Genomic DNA, 22,695 nt, shown 5'->3' with positions numbered 1-22,695 from the left:
CAGATATTAACCAAAACTAATTTTCGGCTGCTCTTCTTCATCATCATCTTCATCAGGACCATCCGGTTGATTAACATTGCAAACAATGTCAGGGCAAATATCAAGCAAACTATTTAATGCCTGAACATCACCGGCTAAAATGGCTTGTTGCTGCGCTTTAGCAATATTTAGCTCGTTCATCATCGCGGTAATGCGCGTTTGTTGGCTTACATTTAAGGTGGCATCGGCGCCTAATTGCGCCAGTAATTTAATTACGTTATTCATAAAAATCCTTATTTTTGTTTTTACTTTTTAGGCGTTGTTTTTCAGCTTTGCGTTTCTGCCTTATACAAGGTACCACGCACACTTCATTATTAATCTTTTATTTTACTAATTCAAGCTGTACCACATTTGCTTCAAGTTGTTCATATTGTTCAAAAATGTCTGCATTACGACGTAATGGCTTACTTGGCGGTAATACTAGCGTAGTATGTGGCTTTAATGGCGCGTTGATAAAGTCGCCTAACGTTATCGACTCAACTCTGGGGCTATCAATGGCCAGCGTTGGCGCCTCATATAAAATCACTTCATGTTCAAGCGGGTAATGCTCACTTAAAACATCGACTAATAATTGTCGATATTTTCTGTTGGTTGCGCGTTTAATTAACGTTCTATCGCCGACAATATTCGCTTGCCATAAAATTAAATAACCACAAGCATCAATATTACGCTGATAAAACACCAGTTGCGTGGCTTCATAATTGGCACAGCCCAATTGACCCGGGTTTATGCCGCAATCGGCAAATAAACAATCTTCGGCCGAAATACCCGGCTCCATATGGGCGTAATAACCCTCGGCTTTGGCAATCGCTATGGCTTTATGTGACGGCGTAACAAATACCCCCGCATGCCCATAAAATGCGCCAACCACATTTTTGCCTTTGCGCATCTCGCTCAGCATTGTCTGCATCATCTCTTCGTAGGTGTCGGATCGCGGTTTACCTTTTTGATAAAATTGCTGCATATTAAACACATTCGGGTTCATGCTCTCTACCCACTTTTGCATAATACCGTCGGCCATTACCGCAAATACGATATCGGCATTTTCAATATGGCTTTGGCTTATCGGGCTAATATGAGCGCCCAGTTGCATACCAGTGCTGACACACACCAGCGAGCCTTTTTTCAAGTTAGAATTGTTATTCATAGTCGCTCTTATTATTGTTAGTCCTTAGTCCCTTAGCTCCCAATACGTTAAATCATTATTACTCTGATAAGCAAAGGCTAATTTCCCCATCACCTTCTGCATAGCAATATTATCAACTGCGCAAGTTAAGGTTAGCTGGGTTAATTGTAAGTTGTTTAAGCCGAAAAATGTTAACGCATTAAGCACTTCTACCGCCACGCCTTTGCCGCAAAATTGTGGCAATAATAACAAGCCTAATTCTGCGCTGTATTTTGAAACGAGGTCGGTTTCTGATGAAGGTTTTTTCGGCCAAACACAGGCAGCAATGCCTAAATTTTCATTTCTATTTTTATCTTTAATCACCCAGGTTAAGCGCTTGCCAACTCGGTTTTGTTTGAGGCTGCGTTCAAACCCTATGGTTGCTTGGTCACTACTTATGGCGCCACCAATATGCCTACACACTTGTGCATTGCAATACAATTGCAAATACAGTGCTTTATCTGCGATTGAAAGCAGTGATATTTTTATATTTTCTGTATTAATTGAAAAACCGACTGTGGCATTAATGCGACAGTCGGTTTTAGTTTGTGCTGGCATGCTATTCATTAAAGTCTCAATTAGTATTACCTAAATTAATTGAGACTAAGCAATAAATCAACTAGTGAATAAGGCGAGCTCGAATTGTGCCATCAATGGCTTTTAATTCTTTTAATGCAGCTTCACTGTGATGTGATTCAACATCAATAACAACATAACCAATTTTATCATCGGTTTGTAAGTACTGTGCGGTAATGTTGATGTCACGCTCAGCAAATGCTTTGTTGATTTGTGTTAATACACCGGGTTGGTTGTGATGTATATGGAATAAGCGCGAGCGATCAGTATGCGCTGGCAATGATACTTCCGGGAAGTTAACCGCTGATAACGTTGAGCCATTATCAGAGTACTTAACAATTTTACCAGAAACTTCACGGCCAATGTTTTCTTGCGCTTCTTTGGTGCTGCCACCAATGTGCGGCGTTAAAATAACATTGTCAAACGCACGCAGTGGTGAAACAAATTCTTCATCGTTTGAACCCGGTTCAACCGGAAATACATCAATTGCTGCGCCGCCAAGCTTCTTGGTTTCCATTGCTTCGGCTAACGCATCAATATCAACCACAGTACCACGCGCGGCATTAATAAATATTGCGCCTTGTTTCATTGCATCAAATTCTGCTACGCCCATCATGTTTTGCGTAGAAGCGGTTTCAGGAACATGCAAGGTAATTACATCGGCAATGTTTAATAGTTCGGTCATGCTATCTACTTGACTGGCATTGCCAAGTGGTAGTTTGGTTTCAATGTCGTAAAACTTAACGCGCATACCAACATGCTCGGCTAAAATGCCTAACTGTGTACCAATGTGGCCGTAACCAATAATACCTAGCGTTTTACCTCGAGCTTCAACAGAGCCTACTGCTGATTTTTGCCATACACCTCTGTGCGCAAGCGCACTCTTTTCAGGAATACCACGCAGTAATAATAACGTTTCACCTAAGACTAATTCGGCAACTGAACGAGTATTTGAAAATGGTGCATTAAAAACCGGAATGCCGCGAACTTGCGCCGCTTCAATATTTACTTGATTAGTACCAATACAAAAACAACCGATAGCTGCTAGTTTGTTTGCACAAGCGATTACGTCGTCTGTTAATTGAGTGCGCGAGCGAATACCAACAAAATGTACATCAGCAATTTTTTGCTTGAGCTCTTCATCATCCAATGCGCTTTTCACGTATTCAATGTTGCTATAACCGTTCGACTTTAATACTTCTAAAGCTGATTGATGTACACCTTCAAGAAGAAGAATTTTAATTTTGTCTTTGTGTAAAGATTTTTTGGTCATAGCTGATTAACTCTTTATGTACTGCCACTGAATATTATTCAGGATGCATATTAAATAACAAATTGGCTTGGTATTATCTAACTGTTTTAGACGGCTAGATATCTGAATGAGGTTCTAAAGTAACATATAGAGTTAAAACTCGAAAGAACTATTTTGGTGCATTGCTAACTATTTTATAACATAGCAAAGTAATGCTATTACAAGGGTTTATTTAAAACGGAAATTGTCAATTATGGAGACTTTAATGCTGTACTTAGGTATTGTTCCGAATATTATTCGGTTTGATAGGTTGATTCTGAATCCTTTTTATTAATGACAAGTGAACTAAAAACGACAGTATACGCTGCCGTTCTTTGATTCAGGATAATAAGTTAACTTAGAGTTGCCAACAATGGCTGCAATTTTGTGAAACTAAGCTTAGTATTTAGGAGTGTTAACTAATTACTTTACTACCAGTTGGCGTACCAAGTACCAATACATCTGCGCCGCGATTGGCAAATAAACCATTGGTTACCACGCCAACCAACGCATTAATTTTGGTTTCCATTTCTACCGGGTTTAGAATTTGCATGTTATATACATCTAGAATCACATTGCCATTGTCGGTAATTACACCTTCACGATAAACCGGATCGCCGCCAAGCTTTACTAATTCACGCGCTATATAGCTGCGTGCCATTGGAATAACTTCAACCGGTAAGGGGAAATTACCTAATACCGCAACTTGTTTGCTTTCATCACAAATACACACGAACTTTTTCGCAACGGCGGCAACTATTTTTTCACGAGTAAGGGCTGCGCCGCCACCTTTGATCATATGCATGTGCTCGGTTATTTCATCGGCGCCGTCTACATATACAGATAAATCGTCAACTGAGTTTAAATCAAACACTTCTATACCGTAGCTTTTTAATCGTTCTGTTGATGCCTCTGAGCTAGATACTGCGCCAACTATAGTGTGTTTAATTTCTGCTAATGCATCGATAAAATGATTTACCGTAGAGCCTGTACCTACACCAACTATGCTGTCTTGCTCAACAAATTCTAATGCTTTTATCGCAGCGGCTTTTTTCATTTCATCTTGGGTCATGTTCAGTCCTGTTCGGAGTTTTATATTCGATGTGCTATTAATTGCGCAGATTATAACCTTGTCTGTGTTGAGGTTAAATGTTTTATTTAGTAAATAGCCGCTATTTAATATCTATTTAGGAGTAAGTATTTCTGGTAGGGGGATATCCCAATGCTCAATTGGAACCTGGATAATTTTTTGACAGTTATGGGCAACGCCGATAGGGAAGGGCTTTATCTGTGTCGGTTGTATAAGTAGCTGCTGAGTTTGTTTGTGCCAATTAGCTAAGGTGCGATCATAAAATCCGCCGCCCATGCCAATACGATTTCCTTGGTCGTCAAATGCCACCAGCGGCGAGATTAAAACATCCAATTGATTAAGTGGCAGCACTTTACTTACATTTAATTTTGGTTCAGCAATGCCATATTTATTAGCAATTAATTTGGTATTTGGCTGATAATGCAAAAATAACAAATGCCCCTTACAAAACGGGTGGATCACTGGCAAGTACACTTGCTTGTTTTGTTGCCAACACCAGTCAATAAAATTGCTTAAATCCAATTCACCATCATTAGCAAGATATACTGCGACAGTGTTTGCGGCAATTAATTGCGGGTGTTGACTCAAGCTATCAGCAATGGCTGTACTTGCTTGCTGTTGTTGCTGTTTTGTAAGTTGTTGGCGAAGACCACGAATGTCGGCACGTATTTGTGCTCGCGTTTTTTTATGGGCAGCGCAAGGCTGAGTTAATTTTTGATTATTGATGGTCATACCGAAAAGGTAAAAATAACTAGGGTCAGAGTCAAGTTAAATCTAAAATAATTAGGGTCAGATCTAAATTAAATTTAATTTAGATCTGACCCTAATTATTTAACAGTTCCCCAAAATGCCGTTACCAACTTTAGTCCTCGAACAACCGTGTGTTCAAGGCGGAGATCGCACAATTACCGTAGGCTTCCCAAACAAGTTGGGCCTGCTCAATAGCAATCGATAAACCCCCTTAGGTAAAACTTATCGGCTCAGGGACATAGTTAATAACCGAACACCCCAGGGAACATGCTTTTATTATAACGTAGATATACTAAGGAAATGTAGAAAAATTTTGAATATCTTATCCCTAATCAAATATTTGTTAAATAACAACCAAATAACGCTTATAAAATATTCTACCCAGGGGATATAACTGGTCCAATTGTGCTTTGAGTGTTAGGATTATAAGATAATTTTTACAGTGAATATAAATAAATGACAGAACAAACATCTTTAAGTTTTGCTAATGTGCAAGCGGCCCTTGGTGGTGAAAATTTTCAAGGCAGTGCCTCTGAAATTCATGGCTTATTAACCGGTATTATTAGTTCCGGTTTTGAGTTTGAAGATGACAGCTACTTGTCTCTGGTTAGCGACTTTTTCAATAATGGAGAAGGCTTGGGTAAAAACCTGAAAGACTTGTTGAAGCAGTTGTATGGTGATATTTGGCAAGCAGTTCTTGATGACAATTTTAGCTTTCAATTGTTATTGCCTGATGATGACGAGGCTATGGTGGAACGTGGACCTGCGCTTAGCTTGTGGGTACAAGGGTTTAACCTGGGCTTTGGTTTACAACAAAAAGATAAATCTAAATTTTCTGAAGATGTCGCCGAAATCATTAAAGACTTTGGCGATATTGCCAATCTTTCAAGTGAATTAGATGAAGATGAAGAAACTGAAAATGCTTACTATGAAATTTTAGAATATGTTCGCATTTCTGCTTTGTTATGTTTTGCCGAATTAGGTGCAAAACCTGAAGCGAATAACCCAGAAAACACCATACACTAGACAAATTAAACATTTATTATGAAACATACCAAAATTGACGTGAGCGAATTTGTTGCTCGCCGCGAAAAACTCCTTGCCCAAATGCCCGATAATTCTGTGGCATTAATTCCTGCAAATAAAGAAGTGACTCGTTCACGTGATACTGAATTTTTATTTTGCCAAGACAAAGATTTTTATTACTTAACCGGTTTTCATGAGCCTGATGCATTATTGGTATTAGTTAAAGGCGATGAATTTGAGTCTGTTTTATTTTGCCGTGATAAAGATCCAGAGCAAGAAGTGTGGCATGGCCGCAGAGTCGGCGCGGAAAAAGCACAAACTGATTACGCATTTGACTTAACCTATACCTTAGATGAGTTAGAACAAGTATTACCCATGTACATTAATGCCAAGCAAACGTTGTTGTTTGCCCAAGGCGCACAAGACGAATTTGACCGTTTAGTGTTTGCTTGTTTAGACGTATTACGCGGCGGGGCAAAACAAGGTTTGTCTGCGCCAAATACCATTGTTGATACCCGTAATATGATTGATGAAATGCGTTTAATCAAATCAGACGCTGAAATTCAAGTAATGCGCGAAGCTAATGTTATTTCGGGTAATGCGCATAAACGAGCAATGGAGTTTACCAAACAGGGCGTATTTGAATACCAGGTTGAAGCCGAAATACTACACGAGTTTGCTTCCAGTGGTGCTCGTACTGCTGCTTATGGCTCTATTGTTGGTGGTGGTGAAAACGCCACTATTTTACATTATACCGATAATGATGAAGTGTTAATTGATGATGATTTGTTATTAATTGATGCCGGGGCCGAATTGGCGGGCTATGCCGCCGATATTACCCGTACTTTTCCGGTAAACGGTAAGTTTAATACTGAGCAAGCGGCGCTTTATAATTTAGTACTGAAATCACAAATGGCTGCCATTGCGGCAATTAAACCTGGTGCTAATTTTGCTGAATTAAACGACATAGTTAATGTTGTTTTAACCGAAGGCTTATTAGAACTTGGCTTATTAGAAGGTGATTTAGACAGTCTTATTGAAGACAAAGCCTGTAAAAAATATTTTATTCATGGTTTAGGGCATTGGCTTGGCTTAGACGTACACGATGTTGGCGATTATCATATGGATGAAAACCGCAGACAATTACGCAGTTTTGAACCTGGTATGGTGATGACCATTGAACCTGGTTTATATATAGACAGCGATGCCGCTGTTGATGACAAATGGCAAGGCTTAGGGGTTCGCATTGAAGATAATATCTTGGTAACCGACACGGGTTATGAAAACTTAACGGTTAATGCCCCGAAAACTATTAGCGACATTGAAGCCGTGATGAAGGGTTAAAAGCTAGAGACGAGAAAAGAGAAACGAGAAACGAAGAGCGGGTATTGGTAATGTTAATTGAATCTACAATTCCTCTACTTCCTGAACTCGATACGTTAGTATCGCCCTGAACTCGTTTCAGGGTCTATCAGGATCTGCACTTCGTTTCTCGTTTCTATCCTCTCATATCTTTTTAAAAAAGGTTAATTAATGACAACAGCAACACATTACGACGTAATCATATCTGGCGCTGGCTTAGCTGGCGCAAGTATGGCGTTAGCGTTGTCAAAACTTAGTAAAGCAGATGGTAGTAAGTTATCTATTGCCGTTGTTGAAGCGTATGCGATTAACGATAATTTACCAAAAAGTTATGATGCCAGAGTTATTGCCTTATCCCATGGTACGGCTACTTATCTGCAAGAACTCGGTGTGTGGCAGGCGTTAAAACCTGATGCCATGGCGATTGCAGATATCCATATTTCTGATCGCGGTTTTTATGGCAAGGCGAGAATTAATGCCGCTGATTATAATGTTTGTGCGTTAGGTTTTGTCAGTGAGATGCAAGCCATAGGTAATTGCTTGATATCAGCATTAAAGCAATGCCCTAATGTGCACTTTATTGAAGGGCAAAGCATTACTAATATTCAATGGCAAACAAATGCAGTAACTGTGCTTTTAGCAAATGGCAACTGCCTAAATGCAAGCTTATTGCTTGGCTGTGATGGTGGCCAGTCGGTATGTCGTCAACAAGCTAAAATTTCAATTCAACAATTTGATTATCAACAAGTCGCCATAATTGCCAATGTAAGCCCAAGTAAAGCACACAAAGGCAGAGCGTTTGAGCGCTTTACTGAATATGGGCCTTTGGCGATGTTACCAATGACCGACGATAGATGTTCGCTGGTTTGGACTGTAACGCCAGAGCAGGTCGAATCATTAATGGCGTTAAGTGATGATAATTTTGCTAAGCAATTAGAACGTGCATTTGGCAGTTGGCTTGGCAGTTTTAGCCAGGTAGGTAAACGCTTTAGTTTTCCGTTAAAACTAATTCAGGCTGATGAGCAAACTCATCATCGCATGGCGCTGATTGGTAATGCCTCACATACTCTGCACCCAATTGCTGGCCAAGGCTTTAACTTGGGCATGCGTGATGTGAAACAAATGACACAAACCATAGAGCAAGCTCTTAGTGAAAACGCCGACATTGGTGCGCATAAACAGTTGAGAGGCTATGCTGATAAGCGCAGCGATGATCATAGCCAAGTTATTGCTTTAACTGATTCTTTAGTGCACCTGTTCTCGAATAAGCATTTACCGCTGGTTGTTGGCCGAGGTGTGGGGTTGAAAGTGTTAAATTATATTGCTCCGTTGAAGAAGGCTCTGGCTGAGAAGACTATGGGGCATACTCGCTAAGAAGCTAGAAGCTAGAAGCTAGAAGCTAGAAACGAGAAAAGAAGACCAGACCCTGAAACGAGTTCAGGGCGATACTAACGTATCGAGTTCAGGAAGTAGTGCGTCTATCAGTGAAACGTTATTTGGTAAATGTAGTAACGTTTGCTAGATACCGTTTAGGAACTGGAATAACACTCAGGAAATTGAATGTAATAAGCCCACCATTCCCTGAGTTTATTTCAGGGTCTACAGTAAAGTTATAAACCGAAGGAAAGAAAAATAAATGCAAAGTTTCGATATTGTTATTGTTGGTGGTGGCATGGTGGGCTTAACGGCAGCACTCGCTATCTGCAAACAAACACCGTTAAAAATAGCCATTATCGACAGCCAGCCGTTAAATCCTATCGGTGCTGCACCTCATTTAAGAGTGAGTGCAATTAACGATGCGAGTAAGCAATTGTTCACCAACTTAGGGGTGTGGGCAGACATTACTAATATACGCGCGCAAGCCTATACCAATATGCATGTATGGGACAAAGATGGCTTTGGCCATGTCGATTTCGACTTAACTGACTTACCTAACTCGGCCAGTAATGATGATTGCTTAGGCACAATTATTGAAAATGATGTGATTCGCAATGCCCTTTACCAAACGGCCCAAATCCATGACAACATAACGCTGATAAAACAAACATTAACCAGTATTGGTGTTGGCGAAAGCGAAGTATTCTTAAGCTTTACTGAGCACACACCTATAATTGCCAAACTGGTAATTGGTGCCGATGGCGCAAATTCATGGGTGCGCAAACAACTTGATATGGCGATGACCTTTCGTGATTATGATCATCATGCCGTAGTAGCAAGTGTAGAGTGCAGCCAAGGCCACCAAAACACGGCCTGGCAAGTATTTTTAAATGCTGGCCCTTTAGCCTTTTTACCGCTGTATCAAAAAAATACATGTTCTATTGTTTGGTCATTACCACCAGAAGAGGCGATGCGAGTAAAAACGCTTTCAGCTGCAGAGTTTAATAAAGAAATTACAGCAGCAAGTGATGGCAAACTTGGCCAAGTGTCGTTGCAAAGCGAGCGAGTAAGCTTTCCATTAACCATGCGCATTGCCCGTGAATTTGTAAAAGACAGAGTCATACTTATTGGCGATGCAGCACATACCATTCACCCTCTTGCCGGGCAGGGCGTTAACTTAGGTTTAGTGGATGCCTCTGCATTAGCACAAACTCTTGCTGCTACTGTATTTGCCGGTAAAGAATTAAACGATAGTAAATTACTTGGCCACTTCAGTCGCTGGCGTAAGAGCGACGCTACTGACATGATCGCGGCCATGGAGTCGATCAAACAAGGCTTTAGTTTACAGCAAGTATTGCCTAAATTTGTCCGTGGTATGGGAATGTCATTAATAAATAATATTTCACCGTTAAAGCAAATATTAATCAAGCAAGCTATGGGGCAAACTGCAGATTTACCTGAGCTTTCGAAAGTAAAAGATCCACTCTAATACCCTGAAACCTGCATCTTGAATGGCAGCGGATATAATACTTTGATATAAAAAACGGAAATGTCTCAACATTATTGATTTATAAATTCCATGATGCAAAATTAAATTCGGATTGCGTCTTTGTTGTAGAATTATATACTGAAATATTTTAATTGACGGGTTTTTGTTTTAAAAATGACTGTTTTGAATTGATCGAAGATAAACTCCGGCGTATAATCTGCGGCAAATTTTCGTAACGATTTAGTCGATTTTCGGTTACTAAATCGACAAAGCGTTAGATTTCAGCTTCATAATCTGAACTAACCCAAAGTTAAAAGTGAAAACATAATGACTAATAAAACGGTATTACACGCTAAACACCTAGAGTGCGGCGCAAAAATGGTTGATTTCTACGGCTGGGACATGCCAATTAACTATGGCTCGCAAATTGAAGAGCATCATGCTGTTCGTAACGATGCTGGCATGTTTGATGTGTCACACATGACTATTGTTGATGTGCAAGGTAGCGATGCCAAAGCATTCTTACGTCGTTTAGTAATTAACGACGTGGCAAAGTTAGAAGTTGCCGGTAAAGCTCTTTATACCGGAATGTGTAATGAAGAAGGCGGTGTAATTGATGATTTGATCGTTTACTTCTACACCGATACTGAATACCGTTTAGTTGTTAACTCGGCAACACGCATTAAAGATTTAGCTTGGATCAACAAGCAAGCCGCAGATTACTCTGTAACAATTACCGAACGTCCTGAATTTGCCATGATTGCTATTCAAGGCCCGCAAGCTAAAGCTAAAGTTGCTACTCTTTTAACTGCAGAACAAACCGCTGCCGTTGATGGTATGAAGCCATTCTTTAGCGTACAAGCGGGCGATTTGTTTATTGCTACTACCGGTTACACCGGCGAAAATGGTTACGAAATTGCGTTACCAGCAGATATGGCTGCCGATTTTTGGCAACAACTTGTTGATGCTGGCGTAGCACCATGTGGCTTAGGTGCTCGCGATACACTACGTTTAGAAGCTGGCATGAACCTTTACGGTTTAGATATGGATGAAACCGTATCACCACTTGCTGCTAACATGGCGTGGACAATTAGCTGGGAGCCAATCGAACGCGACTTTATTGGTCGTGACGTATTGAGCCAACAGCGCGCCGCAGGCGATCAACACAAACTTGTTGGTTTAGTGATGGAAGCGAAAGGTGTATTGCGTACAGGTTTAAAAGTGATTACTGAACATGGCGAAGGCGTTATTACCTCCGGTACATTTTCACCAACGTTAGGCCACTCAATTGCAATGGCAAGAGTACCTCGTGCAGTTAAGTTAGAAGAAACTGTGCAAGTGGAAATGCGTAAGAAATTGGTTGATGTAAAGGTTATTAGACCAAGCTTTGTTAGAAACGGTAAAAAAGTATTTTAAGACACTTTTAAAAAGATATTTCTATAAATATCAGAAAAACTAATTCCAATATGAAATTGTTTGGCTAGAATATTATTAGGTTGGCTTAAAGCTAGCAGTTTGGCTAAATACCAACAGTTTATTTGAGTAAACAATTTCAATGCTTTATTAACAGATTTAAATTTAAAATTATTAGGAAACAAAAAAATGAGCAACATTCCTTCTGAGTTAAAATATGCAACGTCGCACGAGTGGGTACGTAACGAAGGTGACGGTACCGTGACAATCGGTATTACCGAGCACGCACAAGGGCTTTTAGGTGATATGGTATTTGTTGAATTGCCAGATGTTGGTGATGAAATCAGTACTGGTGACGACGTAGCGGTAGCTGAGTCTGTTAAAGCCGCTTCTGATATTTACGCACCTGTTTCTGGTGAAGTTGTCGAAGTTAACGAAGACCTTGAAGATTCACCAGAGCTAGTTAACTCTGACGCGTTTGGCGACGGTTGGTTATTCAAAGTTAAATTAGATGACGCCGCTGAACTTGACGCATTATTAGATGCTGAAGGTTACGCTAGCTCAATTGATGACGAATAAGTCTAATTAATCAATAGCTTATAAACCCTGAGCAACTGCTTGGGGTTTATTGTTTTAATAATACCCTAGCTAAATCGGCAAGTATAAATATTGCGTTAAGTAGGGGATTATTAATGTATTTAATTTTTTATTAAGTAAGTGATGTTATGTCTACTCAAACTTTATCTCAGTTAGAACAAACTCAAAATTTCATTCGTCGTCACATTGGCCCGAATAGCGAACAAACAAAAGCGATGTTAGAGGAAATTGGTGCCGATTCAGTTGATGCATTAATTGATGAAATTGTACCTGCCAATATTCGTTTAGCCGATTTACCAAACATTGGTGACAGTAAAACTGAAGTTAAAGCATTAAGCGACTTAAAAGCCGTTGCCAGCCTTAACGTGGTTAATCAATCAAATATTGGTTTAGGTTATTATCCAACGCATACGCCGGGTGTAATTTTACGTAACGTGCTTGAAAATCCAGGTTGGTACACAGCGTATACGCCTTACCAGCCAGAAATTGCCCAAGGTCGTTTAGAGTCGTTATTAAACTATCAGCAAATGTGTTTAGACTTAACTGGCTTAGACTTAGCATCTGCATCACTTTTAGATGAAGGTACTGCCGCAGCAGAAGCCATGGCTTTAGCCAAGCGTGTATCTAAAAATAAAAAATCAAACTTATTCTTTATTGCCGACAGTGTTTACCCACAAACTATAGACGTTGTGAAACAACGCGCTGACATGTTTGGTTTTGACCTTGTTATGGGTCCTGCCGAAGATGTGGTTAATCACAATGTTTTTGGTGCGTTATTACAATATCCTACAGCCTCTGGTGAAGTATCAGACATTACCCCGCTTATTGAAGCTGTGCACTCTAATAAAGGTATTGTAGCTGTAGCTGCCGATATCATGTCACTTGTACTTCTTAAAGCACCAGGTGATCTCGGCGCCGACGTAGTTATTGGTTCAAGCCAACGTTTTGGTGTACCTATGGGCTACGGCGGACCGCACGCTGCATTCTTTACAACATCTGACAAATATAAACGTTCATTACCAGGTCGTATTATTGGTGTATCTAAAGATACTCGTGGTAAAGACGCACTACGTATGGCGATGCAAACTCGCGAGCAACATATCCGCCGCGAAAAAGCCAACTCAAACATTTGTACTGCACAAGTATTATTAGCTAACATGGCAGCGTTTTACGCAATCTACCATGGTCCGAAAGGCTTGAAAATTATTGCTGAGCGTATTCACCGCTTTACCGATATTTTATGTTTGGGTACTGCGCAAAAAGGCTTAACAGCAATCCATGCCAACTATTTTGATACCTTAACGTTCAGTGTAAGCAACAAAGACGAAATTGTTGCACGTAGCCTAACCAATGGCGTTAACTTACGTACTGACGTAGACGGTCAAGTAAGTGTATCTCTTGATGAAACAACTACTCGCGAAGCTGTGTCGGTATTATTTGATATTTTACTTGGCGAAGGCCACGGCTTAGACGTTGATACCTTAGATGCGGCTATTATTGACTGTGGTCACTCATCAATTCCGGCAACACTTGTACGTGAATCTGCTATTTTAACTCATCCTGTATTTAACTCGTACCACTCAGAAACTGAGATGTTACGTTACATTAAAAAACTGGAAAACAAAGACTTAGCACTTAATCATTCAATGATTTCATTAGGCTCATGTACGATGAAACTTAATGCGACTGCGCAAATGATCCCGGTATCATGGCCAGAATTTGCCAACATGCACCCGTTCGCGCCAATTGATCAGGCGCAGGGTTACAAGCATATGATTGATGAGTTGGGTGACTGGTTAGTTGAACTTACCGGTTATGACAACATCTCAATGCAGCCAAACTCTGGTGCACAAGGTGAATACGCAGGTTTAATCGCTATTCATAAGTATCATCAAAGCCGCGGCGACAGCCATCGTAACATTTGTTTAATTCCATCATCAGCACATGGTACTAACCCTGCTTCTGCACAGATGGTTGGCATGAAAATAGTTGTTACTGCCTGTGACAAAGACGGTAACGTTGATATGGCTGATTTAAAAGCAAAAGCAGAAGAGCATTCTGAAAACCTTGCTTGTATCATGATCACGTACCCATCTACGCACGGTATTTACGAAGAAACAATCGCTGAAATTTGTGAACTGATTCACGCCAACGGCGGTCAAGTTTACCTTGATGGCGCTAACATGAATGCTCAGGTAGGTATAACTTCGCCTGGCTATATTGGTGCTGATGTTTCTCACTTAAACTTACACAAAACCTTTGCTATTCCACACGGTGGTGGTGGCCCAGGTATGGGGCCAATCGGTGTTAAAGCACACCTTGCGCCATTTTTACCAGATCACACATTAGTGACTGTTGATGATACAACTAAAGGTAATGGCGCGGTATCGGCTGCACCATTTGGCTCAGCGGGTATTTTGTGTATTTCTTACATGTACATTGCCATGTTAGGCAAACAAGGTGTAACGGATTCAACTAAATACGCCATCACTAATGCCAACTACTTAACCCATAAATTAAGCCAACATTTCCCTATTTTATATACCGGAAAAAATGGCCGTGTTGCTCATGAGTGTATTGTAGATTTACGCCCACTAAAAGAAGCGTCAGGCATTACTGAAATGGATGTAGCTAAGCGGCTGATGGATTACGGTTTCCATTCACCAACAATGTCGTTCCCGGTAGCGGGCACATTAATGATTGAGCCAACAGAGTCGGAAGCTAAAGTTGAGCTTGACCGTTTTGTTGAAGCTATGACGTGTATACGTAATGAAATTCGTAAAGTTGAACAAGGTGAGTGGACACTTGAAGATAACCCGCTTCACAATGCTCCACACACGTTAGCAGACATTACTGATAACAACTGGGATCGTGGCTATACAATTCAGGAAGCGGTATTTCCTGTAGCGGCAGTAGCAGCAAACAAATTCTGGCCAACGGTTAACCGTATCGATGATGTATTCGGCGACCGTAACTTAATTTGTTCATGTCCAGCTATATCTACTTACGAAGACTAGCAGAAATTGCTGAAGTTAATTAAATTGGTTAACTTCAGGTATTGATAAAAAGGCGGACCTTAAAGCTCCGCCTTTTTCAATTTTAACCATTGAATAACCTTTACGATAACAATTTAGGAATAAATGTGAACCCTATTATTCAGACATTAAAAGAACAAAATATTAGTGATGCAAAAATCAAGGACGTTTTTCAAGCGTTAACTGAAAACCCTATGATGGCGATGGCAACAATCCAATCGCTGGGCATTCCTCCTGAAAAATTACAATCACTTATGATGATGGTAATGAGCCAACCACAATTGATAAAAGAAGCGGTTATTGAACTTGGCTTAGACTTTGCTAAAGTTGAAGAAGCTAAAAGCAAACTGAATGGCTAAGACTAAATAAAATAACGCTATTTGGTTTTCAAACCTAATATTAATTGTTTTAAATCTAAAGGCGAACCGTGTGGTTCGCCTTTTTTACATCATGCAAATCATGATTTGAAATTTTTACATCAGGGAAGATGAAGTGAAAACTAGCAAAGGCATTGGTTAGTATTCTTACTATAATTTTGAAAATTGTAAATTTAGTGTTAAGTTAAATAAATTGCACGGATGTCTAAATTGCAATAGAGGAAAATATAATAATAAAGAGGAAGTTATGGAAAATAAAAAACTAACTAGTGCTTTACTTGTTGCCACGCTTTTAAGTGGCTGCGGCGGTGGTGGTGGATCTTCAGATACACCTAAAGTCGATGCAAATATAAACACTGCTCCTGTAGCGGGAGCTGATGTAGGTACTGCTCAAAACAATAATTCAGTAACAGTAAATGTTTTAGAAAATGATACGGATGCTGAAAACAACGCGTTATCTATCTCTGAAATATCAACATCACCATTAAATGGTGAAGCAAGTATTTCTGGAGGCTCTATTGTTTATACGCCTAATGTAAATTTTGCCGGCTCTGACTCATTAACTTACACAATATCTGATGGTGAATTTACCGCAACAGCCGAATTACAACTTGCTGTAAATCATACCCTAACAGTTTCAGGACAAGTTACCGACAGCCCAATAGGTAACGCTGAAGTAACTGTAGAAAGTAACGGACAAACATATTCCACCACGGCAGATGCCGAGGGTAATTACTCATTGGATGTAGTTATTAACGACATGCTTGCGAGCTTAATTCTTACCGCTACAGGCAGCAAAGAGTTAGGTCAAGAAAACGTACAATTACAATTGTTTTTAGGCGAATCTGCGACATTGTTAGAGCAAGTCGATGAACATCGAGACTTAATCAGTGAAACTAACACGACTAATATTACCCATGTAACGACAGCAACTTATTTATTAGCGAAAGATTTAAATGATGATGAACCATTTGCGTCAATGCAAGAGTATTTAGATACTGCCGCTGAAATTTCAGTGGAAGAGCTTATCGAAACTGCTGCTTTTATTAAATTGATGGTCGACAATGACAATTTCAATCTACCAGAAGGTGAAACGATTGTTTCTTTCTTAGATAATACTGATGAAGGCTCTATAGGTACAGTTGAAGCGATCAATGGCTATTTAGAGTCTAATAATTATATTGATGAAAATGGTGAAGCAACTGCAGAATATAGTGCTGCAATAGAAACGTCTAAAACAGAGACTATTAACGATCCTAAGGTTATGCTTCAATTTACTGAAGAAATGATAACGGGTAAAAGTTTAGTTGAGATTAATGACACTAAACTTGGTTGGCTTGATTTTACTGCAAGTGTTATACGCCATAACTCCAATGGTTTAGCTACTCGATATGACTCAAGGCATAGAGAGGTTTCTACCGCTGAAGGTTTAAACTGGGCTGTCGAAAATGGCAAGTTAAAATATAGTTACGATGAATTAACCGGCGCTTATACTCGTGAGTTTTCAGAATCTTTTGAAGAGCTTGTTACTGAATATGGCTTTGAACAAAGTGTTCAAAGTGCACTTGTTCAAGCTCAAAACCAAGGTATTATACCACCCGGTATTCCACTTGAAATCCGCTATGGAGTTATCAATAAAACTGTAACACTTTTAGCTAAGAGTGAAGATACATACAAAGTAGAAGAACAAGTCCACTCTGGGTATGAGCTGGTGATGCCGGGCGAAATGAATTGGCAAGGTGACAACCCATCAGCTTCTGAGGATTATTCAAACACCTTAACTTATGTAGAGCCTAATACAAGTCTGTTAAATGGCTTAACAATAGCTGATATAGCTGGCGATTGGGTTATGTCATTAGATTACACTATTGGTAAAGACGTTTGGAGCCTTCAACCTGTTGACGTTTCAGGAAGTGATGTTGTTTCAATTAATGGAACAACAGCCAGTTCACGCTTATCAAACCATGAATTTAGCGTAATTTTTGAAAATGGCATCATTATTTTAAAAGATGGTGAGGTTACTTATAGGGTGACACCGTTTCAACAAGCTGCTAACAATTACTTAGCCTATACAGAAAAATTAATTAATAACAGCCTTGAGAAAGCTTATGTTTGGCAGATGAGTAAATTTGATAATACTTATCAAAAACTCACCAACAATTTAGCAACCGAGTTACCAGAATTTCAATTGGCTAATATTAATGGATATTTTAAAGAACATTGGGAAGGTGACAAATTAAAATTGGCTGACATATGGGGCTACCAATTCAAAGCTAATGGCACATTACGACGTGGTATTTATGGAGAGAATGCTAATTCTGGATCTGACATTGAAGTTGAGCACTTTTACTTAGGAGATGACAGATGGACTTGGGATACCTCCGGAAATATTGTTAATTTAAGGTTTGGCGATTCATATCAAGTTCGCCACAGAACCTGGGAAGTAATCAATGTTGACGATAATGGCCGAGCCTTAGTGTTTGAATATTCAAGTTGGGGCAATGATAATAACCAAGACAGTGTAGTTACTGAAGATGAAACTGGACAGTTTATTTACCCTCGTATTAATAGTGTCAGTAAAGAAGATATGAGTAATTGGGAAGAAGCTTGGAAAAACACTCAAGATTATGGGTTAATTAACTAGTTAATTTTTAATAAATAAAAAGCGAAGCTTTAGCTTCGCTTTTTTATGCAAAAAATAAATTGAATTATTTTTAGAGATCACTTCTCTGCAGTAGAGTAGTTGCTTTAAGATAAGGGATACTCAACTTAATTGAAATGAAGTTTAATGAAAACAACATTAAAAAAACTATCTGAAATTGTCGCCAAAGCAAATGACGTGTTCTTTAACAAATTTGAACATGTTGATACCGTAATGGGAATAATGGATAAAACGTTACGCAAGCAAGGCATGAATGCTGATGCAATCACCATTGATTGTATTGCTATTGATAAAAAGATAGTCATTCTTATTCATGATAATAAACCAAACAGTGTCGATATCGCCGTAGGTAATAAAGAGGGGGATATTTTCTCATCATCAGAATATGTTCTTAATGACATATCCGACTCGACTATTTTAGAAATTATGGAAGTTAACTTTATTGATTAATGAATTCGTTAGTTAGCTGCCTTTATTTTTCTTGGGGGCTGAACGTATGCTCCGGCATTACTTGTACTAAGTTGCCGTTGGCTAATTCATCTATGACTGCCCATATCGGCATTAATGCTTATTCTACATTACTTAATAGCAATTCTTTAACCATCCACAGAGTTAAATGATATGCATTGAACTTTTGCTCTAAGTGCTAAGCCAGCCATGGCGCTTTTTATTTTATTTGGATTTTTTCTGTTATTTATCCCTCGTTTTGCCATGAGGCTTGTTTCATAGCGGATGTTGGTTAAGTAAGTTGTTGTTTACTCTCCGTAAAATTTAAAGTTGAAAGAAGTTTCTAGCTTCTAAGGTCAATTGATTAACGGCGTTAACGTTATGTTAAGTGTTTGCGTGATTTCACGCTGATAACACTTTTAAGGTCTTATGACTAAACTTACTAAGACCGTAATAGAACCAACGGAGAGTAAAATGAAACACAATACTAAGGTTAAACTTCAAGGTAGTGCAGTAGCACTGGCTGTTGCAGGTATGATGGGCATTGCCAATGCAGCCCCAGAAAATGTGTCAACTAAGTCCGCAGCGACAAATGTCGCTGAGATGGCTCATTGTTATGGCGTTAATAAATGTAATGGTCATAATGACTGTAAAACCGCTGGAAATGCCTGTAAAGGCCAGGCTGCTTGCAAAGGACATGGGTTTGTTGCCATGTCGACGAAAACTTGTGCTGACATTGGTGGTACAGTGAAAGATGATTGGCGCGGTGAAGTCAATACTGCGGAGTTAACGCATTGTTACGGTGTTAATGTGTGTAAAGGTCACAACGACTGTAAAACCGCTGAAAATGCCTGTAAAGGTCAAGCGGCCTGTAAAGGACATGGCTTTGTTGCGTTGTCAGCAGCTGCATGTGACGACGTTGGGGGTACGGTTGGCTCTTAATAACATTCCCTTGGAAAGAGGGCATTCGCCCTCTCGAGCTCCCGCAATTGTGACAGCGCCAGATCACTTTATAGGATTTGGTTTAGGCTTGCGCACGGAACATTTTCAGGATGTACTTGATACGCGCCCTAATTTAGACTGGTTTGAAGTTGTCTCTGAAAACTTTATGATAAACGGCGGAAAACCCAAGCATTACTTACATGCAATTAGAGAGCACTACCCTATGGTAATGCATGGAGTCTCTTTATCAATTGGTTCAACAGACCCATTAGATATGAATTATTTACGGCAACTAAAAAAACTAACCAATGAGTTGCAGCCAAAATGGATTTCAGATCATTTATGCTGGACGGGTAATGACCACACCAATACTCATGATTTACTGCCACTACCGTATAACGAAGAAGCCATCGCGCATGTAGTTGACCGAGTCAAACAAGTGCAAGACTTTTTAGGCCGTAAAATTTTATTAGAAAATGTTTCAAGTTACCTGACTTATCAAAATAGTGAGATGACTGAATGGCAGTTTTTCAACGAGATAGTGAACCGCGCAGATTGCCATATTCTATTAGATATAAATAATATTTATGTCAGTGCGCGAAACCATGACTTTTCAGCCGAATCTTATTTACAAGGCATAGATAAAGACAAAGTTCGACAATTTCATTTAGCCGGTCACAGCGATTACGGCGATTATGTTATTGATACCCATGACCATGCCGTTGCCGACCCAGTGTGGCAACTCTACCGGCAAGCATTAAAGCGCTTTGGTTGGATAAGCACCATGATTGAACGAGACGATAATATTCCGCCATTACAAACATTACTTAACGAGCTTGATATCGCCCGTGAAATAGCCGATAAAACACTGAACCAGATAAATACTAGTTAGGCGTTCAATGAGCAATATACCTTTAAAAGAGCTACAAAATAACATGATGAACTATCTTCTTAACGATGATAATCGCATCTGCGCTGATATTGTCAGGCAAGGAAAAGTAAGTAATAAAACTCGCTTAAACATATATAAAAATGCCTACTCAGCAAGATTAAAAGAAGTTATTGATAACGATCATCAAATATTAGGGTTTTATTTAGGTGACGAGCTGTTTGAGCAAATGGTCTCTGGCTATATTCAAAACCATCCATCGAGTTATCGCTCATTACGACACTTTGCCGATCAACTCCCTAACTTTTTAGCGACGCAATTGCCCTTTAAGCAACACCCTATTTTAAGTGAACTTGCGCATTTTGAACGGTTATTATTAGTTGCCTTTGATGCAGCTGATGCTACTAGAATGACATTTGACACCCTGCATAGCATTGCCCCTCAAGACTGGCCTGAGTTAATGTTCAAATTTCACCCCAGTGTACAAATTGCCCATTTCTCTTGGAATTCGATTGAAAGCTGGCAGGCATTAAAGCAAGAGCATTCTCCCAAGGCCGCAACACCTCAACAAAGCACCTGGTTATTATGGCGAAATAATGAGCGTCTAACCGAATTTCGCTCGCTGAGCGAAGAAGAGTTCACGCTAATGTCGATGATATTAAGCGGTAAAAATTTTTCCATGATGTGCGATCAGTTATTAACCTATTCAAGCAATAACGATGCTAGTGAACTAGCGCTGCATTATTTATCAACCTGGGTAGAGCAAGGCTTACTTAGAGAGCCCGTGACTTTAAAATAATTAACACCTATTAATGAGTTGCGGCAATTCGTATTTGGATATAGGGGATTCCTTATTAATGCAAGAATAAGAAGATTGATGATACGCTGTTATGTTATCTGCTATACTTCAGCACTTTATTTTACCTAATTAATCGCTTCCTGCTTAAGGCTTTGTATGTCATTTTCAATACTCGGACTATCTGATCCTATTTTAACCGCGGTTAGCGACCTAGGTTATACAGCGCCAACGAATATTCAGAAACAGGCAATACCGGTTATTTTGTCTGGTAGAGACCTAGTTGCTGCAGCACAAACGGGTACGGGGAAAACGGCGAGTTTCGTCTTGCCATTATTGGAAAAGCTCAATATCGATCGCAAACTGCGTGGTAAACGTATTAGAGCTCTTATTCTTACTCCTACTCGTGAATTAGCTGTGCAAGTTGAAGCGAGTATTAGCCAGTACAGTAAGAACCTCGAGTTGAGTTCGATGGCTATGTATGGCGGGGTTGATATTGATGCACAAAAACAACGCTTGATATGGGGGGTTGATATAATTGTTGCCACTCCCGGTAGGCTTTTGGATTTAGCACATCAACGTGCCTTACATTTCGATGAACTTGAAACCTTTGTGTTAGATGAAGCCGATAGAATGTTGGATATGGGCTTTATCGATGACATTAATAAAATCATTGAACGCTTACCTGCGCAACGGCAAAATTTATTGTTTTCAGCCACTATATCTGATGATGTTCGTTCTTTAGCTCGCCGAACTATAGATGAGCCGGTGGAAATATCTATTGCTCCCAATAAAGCGACCGTGGCAGAAATTAAACAATGGTTAATTACCGTCGATAAAGGCAATAAATCGGCGTTATTGAGCCATTTAATAAAAGAGCAACAGTGGCAACAAGCGCTTATTTTTATTGAAACCCAACATGGCGCTGCCAAATTAGTAAGCCAGTTGGAAAAACGTGGTATATCGGCTGAATCGATCCATGGCGGTAGAACTCAGGCGAATCGTGAAAAAATACTGAGTGACTTTAAATCTGGAGCGATAAAATTTTTAGTGGCAACTGGCGTTGCGGCTCGCGGTATTGATATTGGTGATCTTACTCGGGTGGTTAACTACGACTTACCCGACAAGGTCGATGATTATATTCATCGTATCGGCCGTACTGGTCGCGCCGGTGCCTCTGGTGAAGCTATTTCGTTTGTCGCCAAGGATAATTTTAGAAACCTTTGTGCAATAGAGAGTCGTTTAGGGCATATAATTGAACGTAAAGAATTTGACGGTTTTCCCGTTAAAAAGGTGGTGCCGGTATCAATTTTAAATTACGTGCCAAAGAATAAACGCAGCAAATAATAAGTATATACATTCAAGATTAGCT

At 39.7% G+C, this 22,695-nt stretch carries 20 protein-coding genes and 1 other RNA gene; 14 read left to right on the top strand and 7 right to left on the bottom strand.

The genetic code is table 11. The features are described from left to right. Nucleotides 1-6: 6 nt before the first annotated feature. From RI844_RS08580 to ssrS, 7 genes are all read right to left on the bottom strand, one after another. The gene (locus tag RI844_RS08580; protein WP_348398032.1) at nt 7-264 is read right to left on the bottom strand and encodes a hypothetical protein; all 258 of its coding nucleotides are present in this window, start codon (nt 262-264) and stop codon (nt 7-9) included. 97 nt (nt 265-361) lie between these two features. Next, nucleotides 362-1,186, bottom strand: coding sequence for an SAM-dependent methyltransferase (locus RI844_RS08575; RefSeq protein WP_348398031.1), 825 nt, complete (start codon nt 1,184-1,186; stop codon nt 362-364). A 24-nt stretch (nt 1,187-1,210) separates the two neighbouring features. Further along, nucleotides 1,211-1,771, bottom strand: a complete 561-nt coding sequence (locus RI844_RS08570; RefSeq protein WP_348398030.1) for a GNAT family N-acetyltransferase — start codon at nt 1,769-1,771, stop codon at nt 1,211-1,213. Between the two features lie 52 nt (nt 1,772-1,823). After that, complete coding sequence (serA, locus tag RI844_RS08565) at nt 1,824-3,053, bottom strand: phosphoglycerate dehydrogenase (protein WP_348398029.1); 1,230 nt, start codon at nt 3,051-3,053, stop codon at nt 1,824-1,826. A gap of 433 nt (nt 3,054-3,486) precedes the next feature. Then, on the bottom strand, nt 3,487-4,143 hold the full coding sequence (gene rpiA / locus RI844_RS08560) for a ribose-5-phosphate isomerase RpiA (RefSeq protein WP_348398028.1): 657 nt from the start codon (nt 4,141-4,143) through the stop codon (nt 3,487-3,489). Between the two features lie 111 nt (nt 4,144-4,254). Next, nucleotides 4,255-4,893, bottom strand: coding sequence for a 5-formyltetrahydrofolate cyclo-ligase (locus tag RI844_RS08555; RefSeq protein WP_348398027.1), 639 nt, complete (start codon nt 4,891-4,893; stop codon nt 4,255-4,257). Nucleotides 4,894-4,996: 103 nt separating this feature from the next. Next, a non-coding RNA gene (ssrS, locus tag RI844_RS08550) (6S RNA) lies at nt 4,997-5,179 on the bottom strand. Nucleotides 5,180-5,367: 188 nt separating this feature from the next. Between ssrS and RI844_RS08545 the strand changes: the two genes are divergently transcribed. From RI844_RS08545 to RI844_RS08480, 14 genes are all read left to right on the top strand, one after another. Further along, the gene (locus RI844_RS08545; protein ID WP_348398026.1) at nt 5,368-5,937 is read left to right on the top strand and encodes a UPF0149 family protein; all 570 of its coding nucleotides are present in this window, start codon (nt 5,368-5,370) and stop codon (nt 5,935-5,937) included. 18 nt (nt 5,938-5,955) lie between these two features. After that, nucleotides 5,956-7,281, top strand: a complete 1,326-nt coding sequence (pepP, locus tag RI844_RS08540) for a Xaa-Pro aminopeptidase (protein ID WP_348398025.1) — start codon at nt 5,956-5,958, stop codon at nt 7,279-7,281. A 189-nt stretch (nt 7,282-7,470) separates the two neighbouring features. Beyond that, nucleotides 7,471-8,673 (top strand): 2-octaprenyl-6-methoxyphenyl hydroxylase, encoded by a 1,203-nt coding sequence (gene ubiH, locus RI844_RS08535; protein ID WP_348398024.1) that lies wholly within the window; start codon nt 7,471-7,473, stop codon nt 8,671-8,673. Nucleotides 8,674-8,935: 262 nt separating this feature from the next. After that, entirely contained in the window at nt 8,936-10,165 is a 1,230-nt protein-coding gene (locus RI844_RS08530) for an FAD-dependent monooxygenase (protein ID WP_348398023.1), read from the top strand. A gap of 327 nt (nt 10,166-10,492) precedes the next feature. Continuing rightward, nucleotides 10,493-11,581 (top strand): glycine cleavage system aminomethyltransferase GcvT, encoded by a 1,089-nt coding sequence (gene gcvT / locus RI844_RS08525; RefSeq protein ID WP_348398022.1) that lies wholly within the window; start codon nt 10,493-10,495, stop codon nt 11,579-11,581. Between the two features lie 186 nt (nt 11,582-11,767). Then, a complete protein-coding gene (gene gcvH / locus RI844_RS08520; RefSeq protein ID WP_348398021.1) occupies nt 11,768-12,157 on the top strand; it encodes a glycine cleavage system protein GcvH in 390 nt (129 codons plus the stop codon). A 146-nt stretch (nt 12,158-12,303) separates the two neighbouring features. Continuing rightward, a complete protein-coding gene (gene gcvP / locus RI844_RS08515) occupies nt 12,304-15,192 on the top strand; it encodes an aminomethyl-transferring glycine dehydrogenase (protein ID WP_348398020.1) in 2,889 nt (962 codons plus the stop codon). Between the two features lie 125 nt (nt 15,193-15,317). Next, on the top strand, nt 15,318-15,569 hold the full coding sequence (locus tag RI844_RS08510) for a DUF2999 family protein (RefSeq protein ID WP_348398019.1): 252 nt from the start codon (nt 15,318-15,320) through the stop codon (nt 15,567-15,569). Nucleotides 15,570-15,834: 265 nt separating this feature from the next. Beyond that, nucleotides 15,835-18,231 (top strand): Ig-like domain-containing protein, encoded by a 2,397-nt coding sequence (locus tag RI844_RS08505; RefSeq protein WP_348398018.1) that lies wholly within the window; start codon nt 15,835-15,837, stop codon nt 18,229-18,231. A 144-nt stretch (nt 18,232-18,375) separates the two neighbouring features. Further along, the gene (locus tag RI844_RS08500) at nt 18,376-18,699 is read left to right on the top strand and encodes a hypothetical protein (RefSeq protein ID WP_348398017.1); all 324 of its coding nucleotides are present in this window, start codon (nt 18,376-18,378) and stop codon (nt 18,697-18,699) included. A gap of 471 nt (nt 18,700-19,170) precedes the next feature. Then, nucleotides 19,171-19,638, top strand: coding sequence for a BufA2 family periplasmic bufferin-type metallophore (bufA2, locus tag RI844_RS08495; protein WP_348398016.1), 468 nt, complete (start codon nt 19,171-19,173; stop codon nt 19,636-19,638). A 46-nt stretch (nt 19,639-19,684) separates the two neighbouring features. Then, nucleotides 19,685-20,530, top strand: coding sequence for an MNIO family bufferin maturase (gene bufB, locus RI844_RS08490; RefSeq protein ID WP_405054483.1), 846 nt, complete (start codon nt 19,685-19,687; stop codon nt 20,528-20,530). Between the two features lie 7 nt (nt 20,531-20,537). Continuing rightward, complete coding sequence (locus RI844_RS08485) at nt 20,538-21,326, top strand: DNA-binding domain-containing protein (RefSeq protein ID WP_348398015.1); 789 nt, start codon at nt 20,538-20,540, stop codon at nt 21,324-21,326. 156 nt (nt 21,327-21,482) lie between these two features. Then, on the top strand, nt 21,483-22,670 hold the full coding sequence (locus RI844_RS08480; RefSeq protein WP_348398014.1) for a DEAD/DEAH box helicase: 1,188 nt from the start codon (nt 21,483-21,485) through the stop codon (nt 22,668-22,670). Nucleotides 22,671-22,695: the final 25 nt, after the last annotated feature.

Source organism: Thalassotalea fonticola, from assembly GCF_032911225.1.
Lineage (GTDB): Bacteria > Pseudomonadota > Gammaproteobacteria > Enterobacterales > Alteromonadaceae > Thalassotalea_A > Thalassotalea_A fonticola.
The sequence above is the reverse complement of the archived record's forward strand: the minus strand, read 5'-3'. Positions and strand labels throughout refer to the sequence as shown.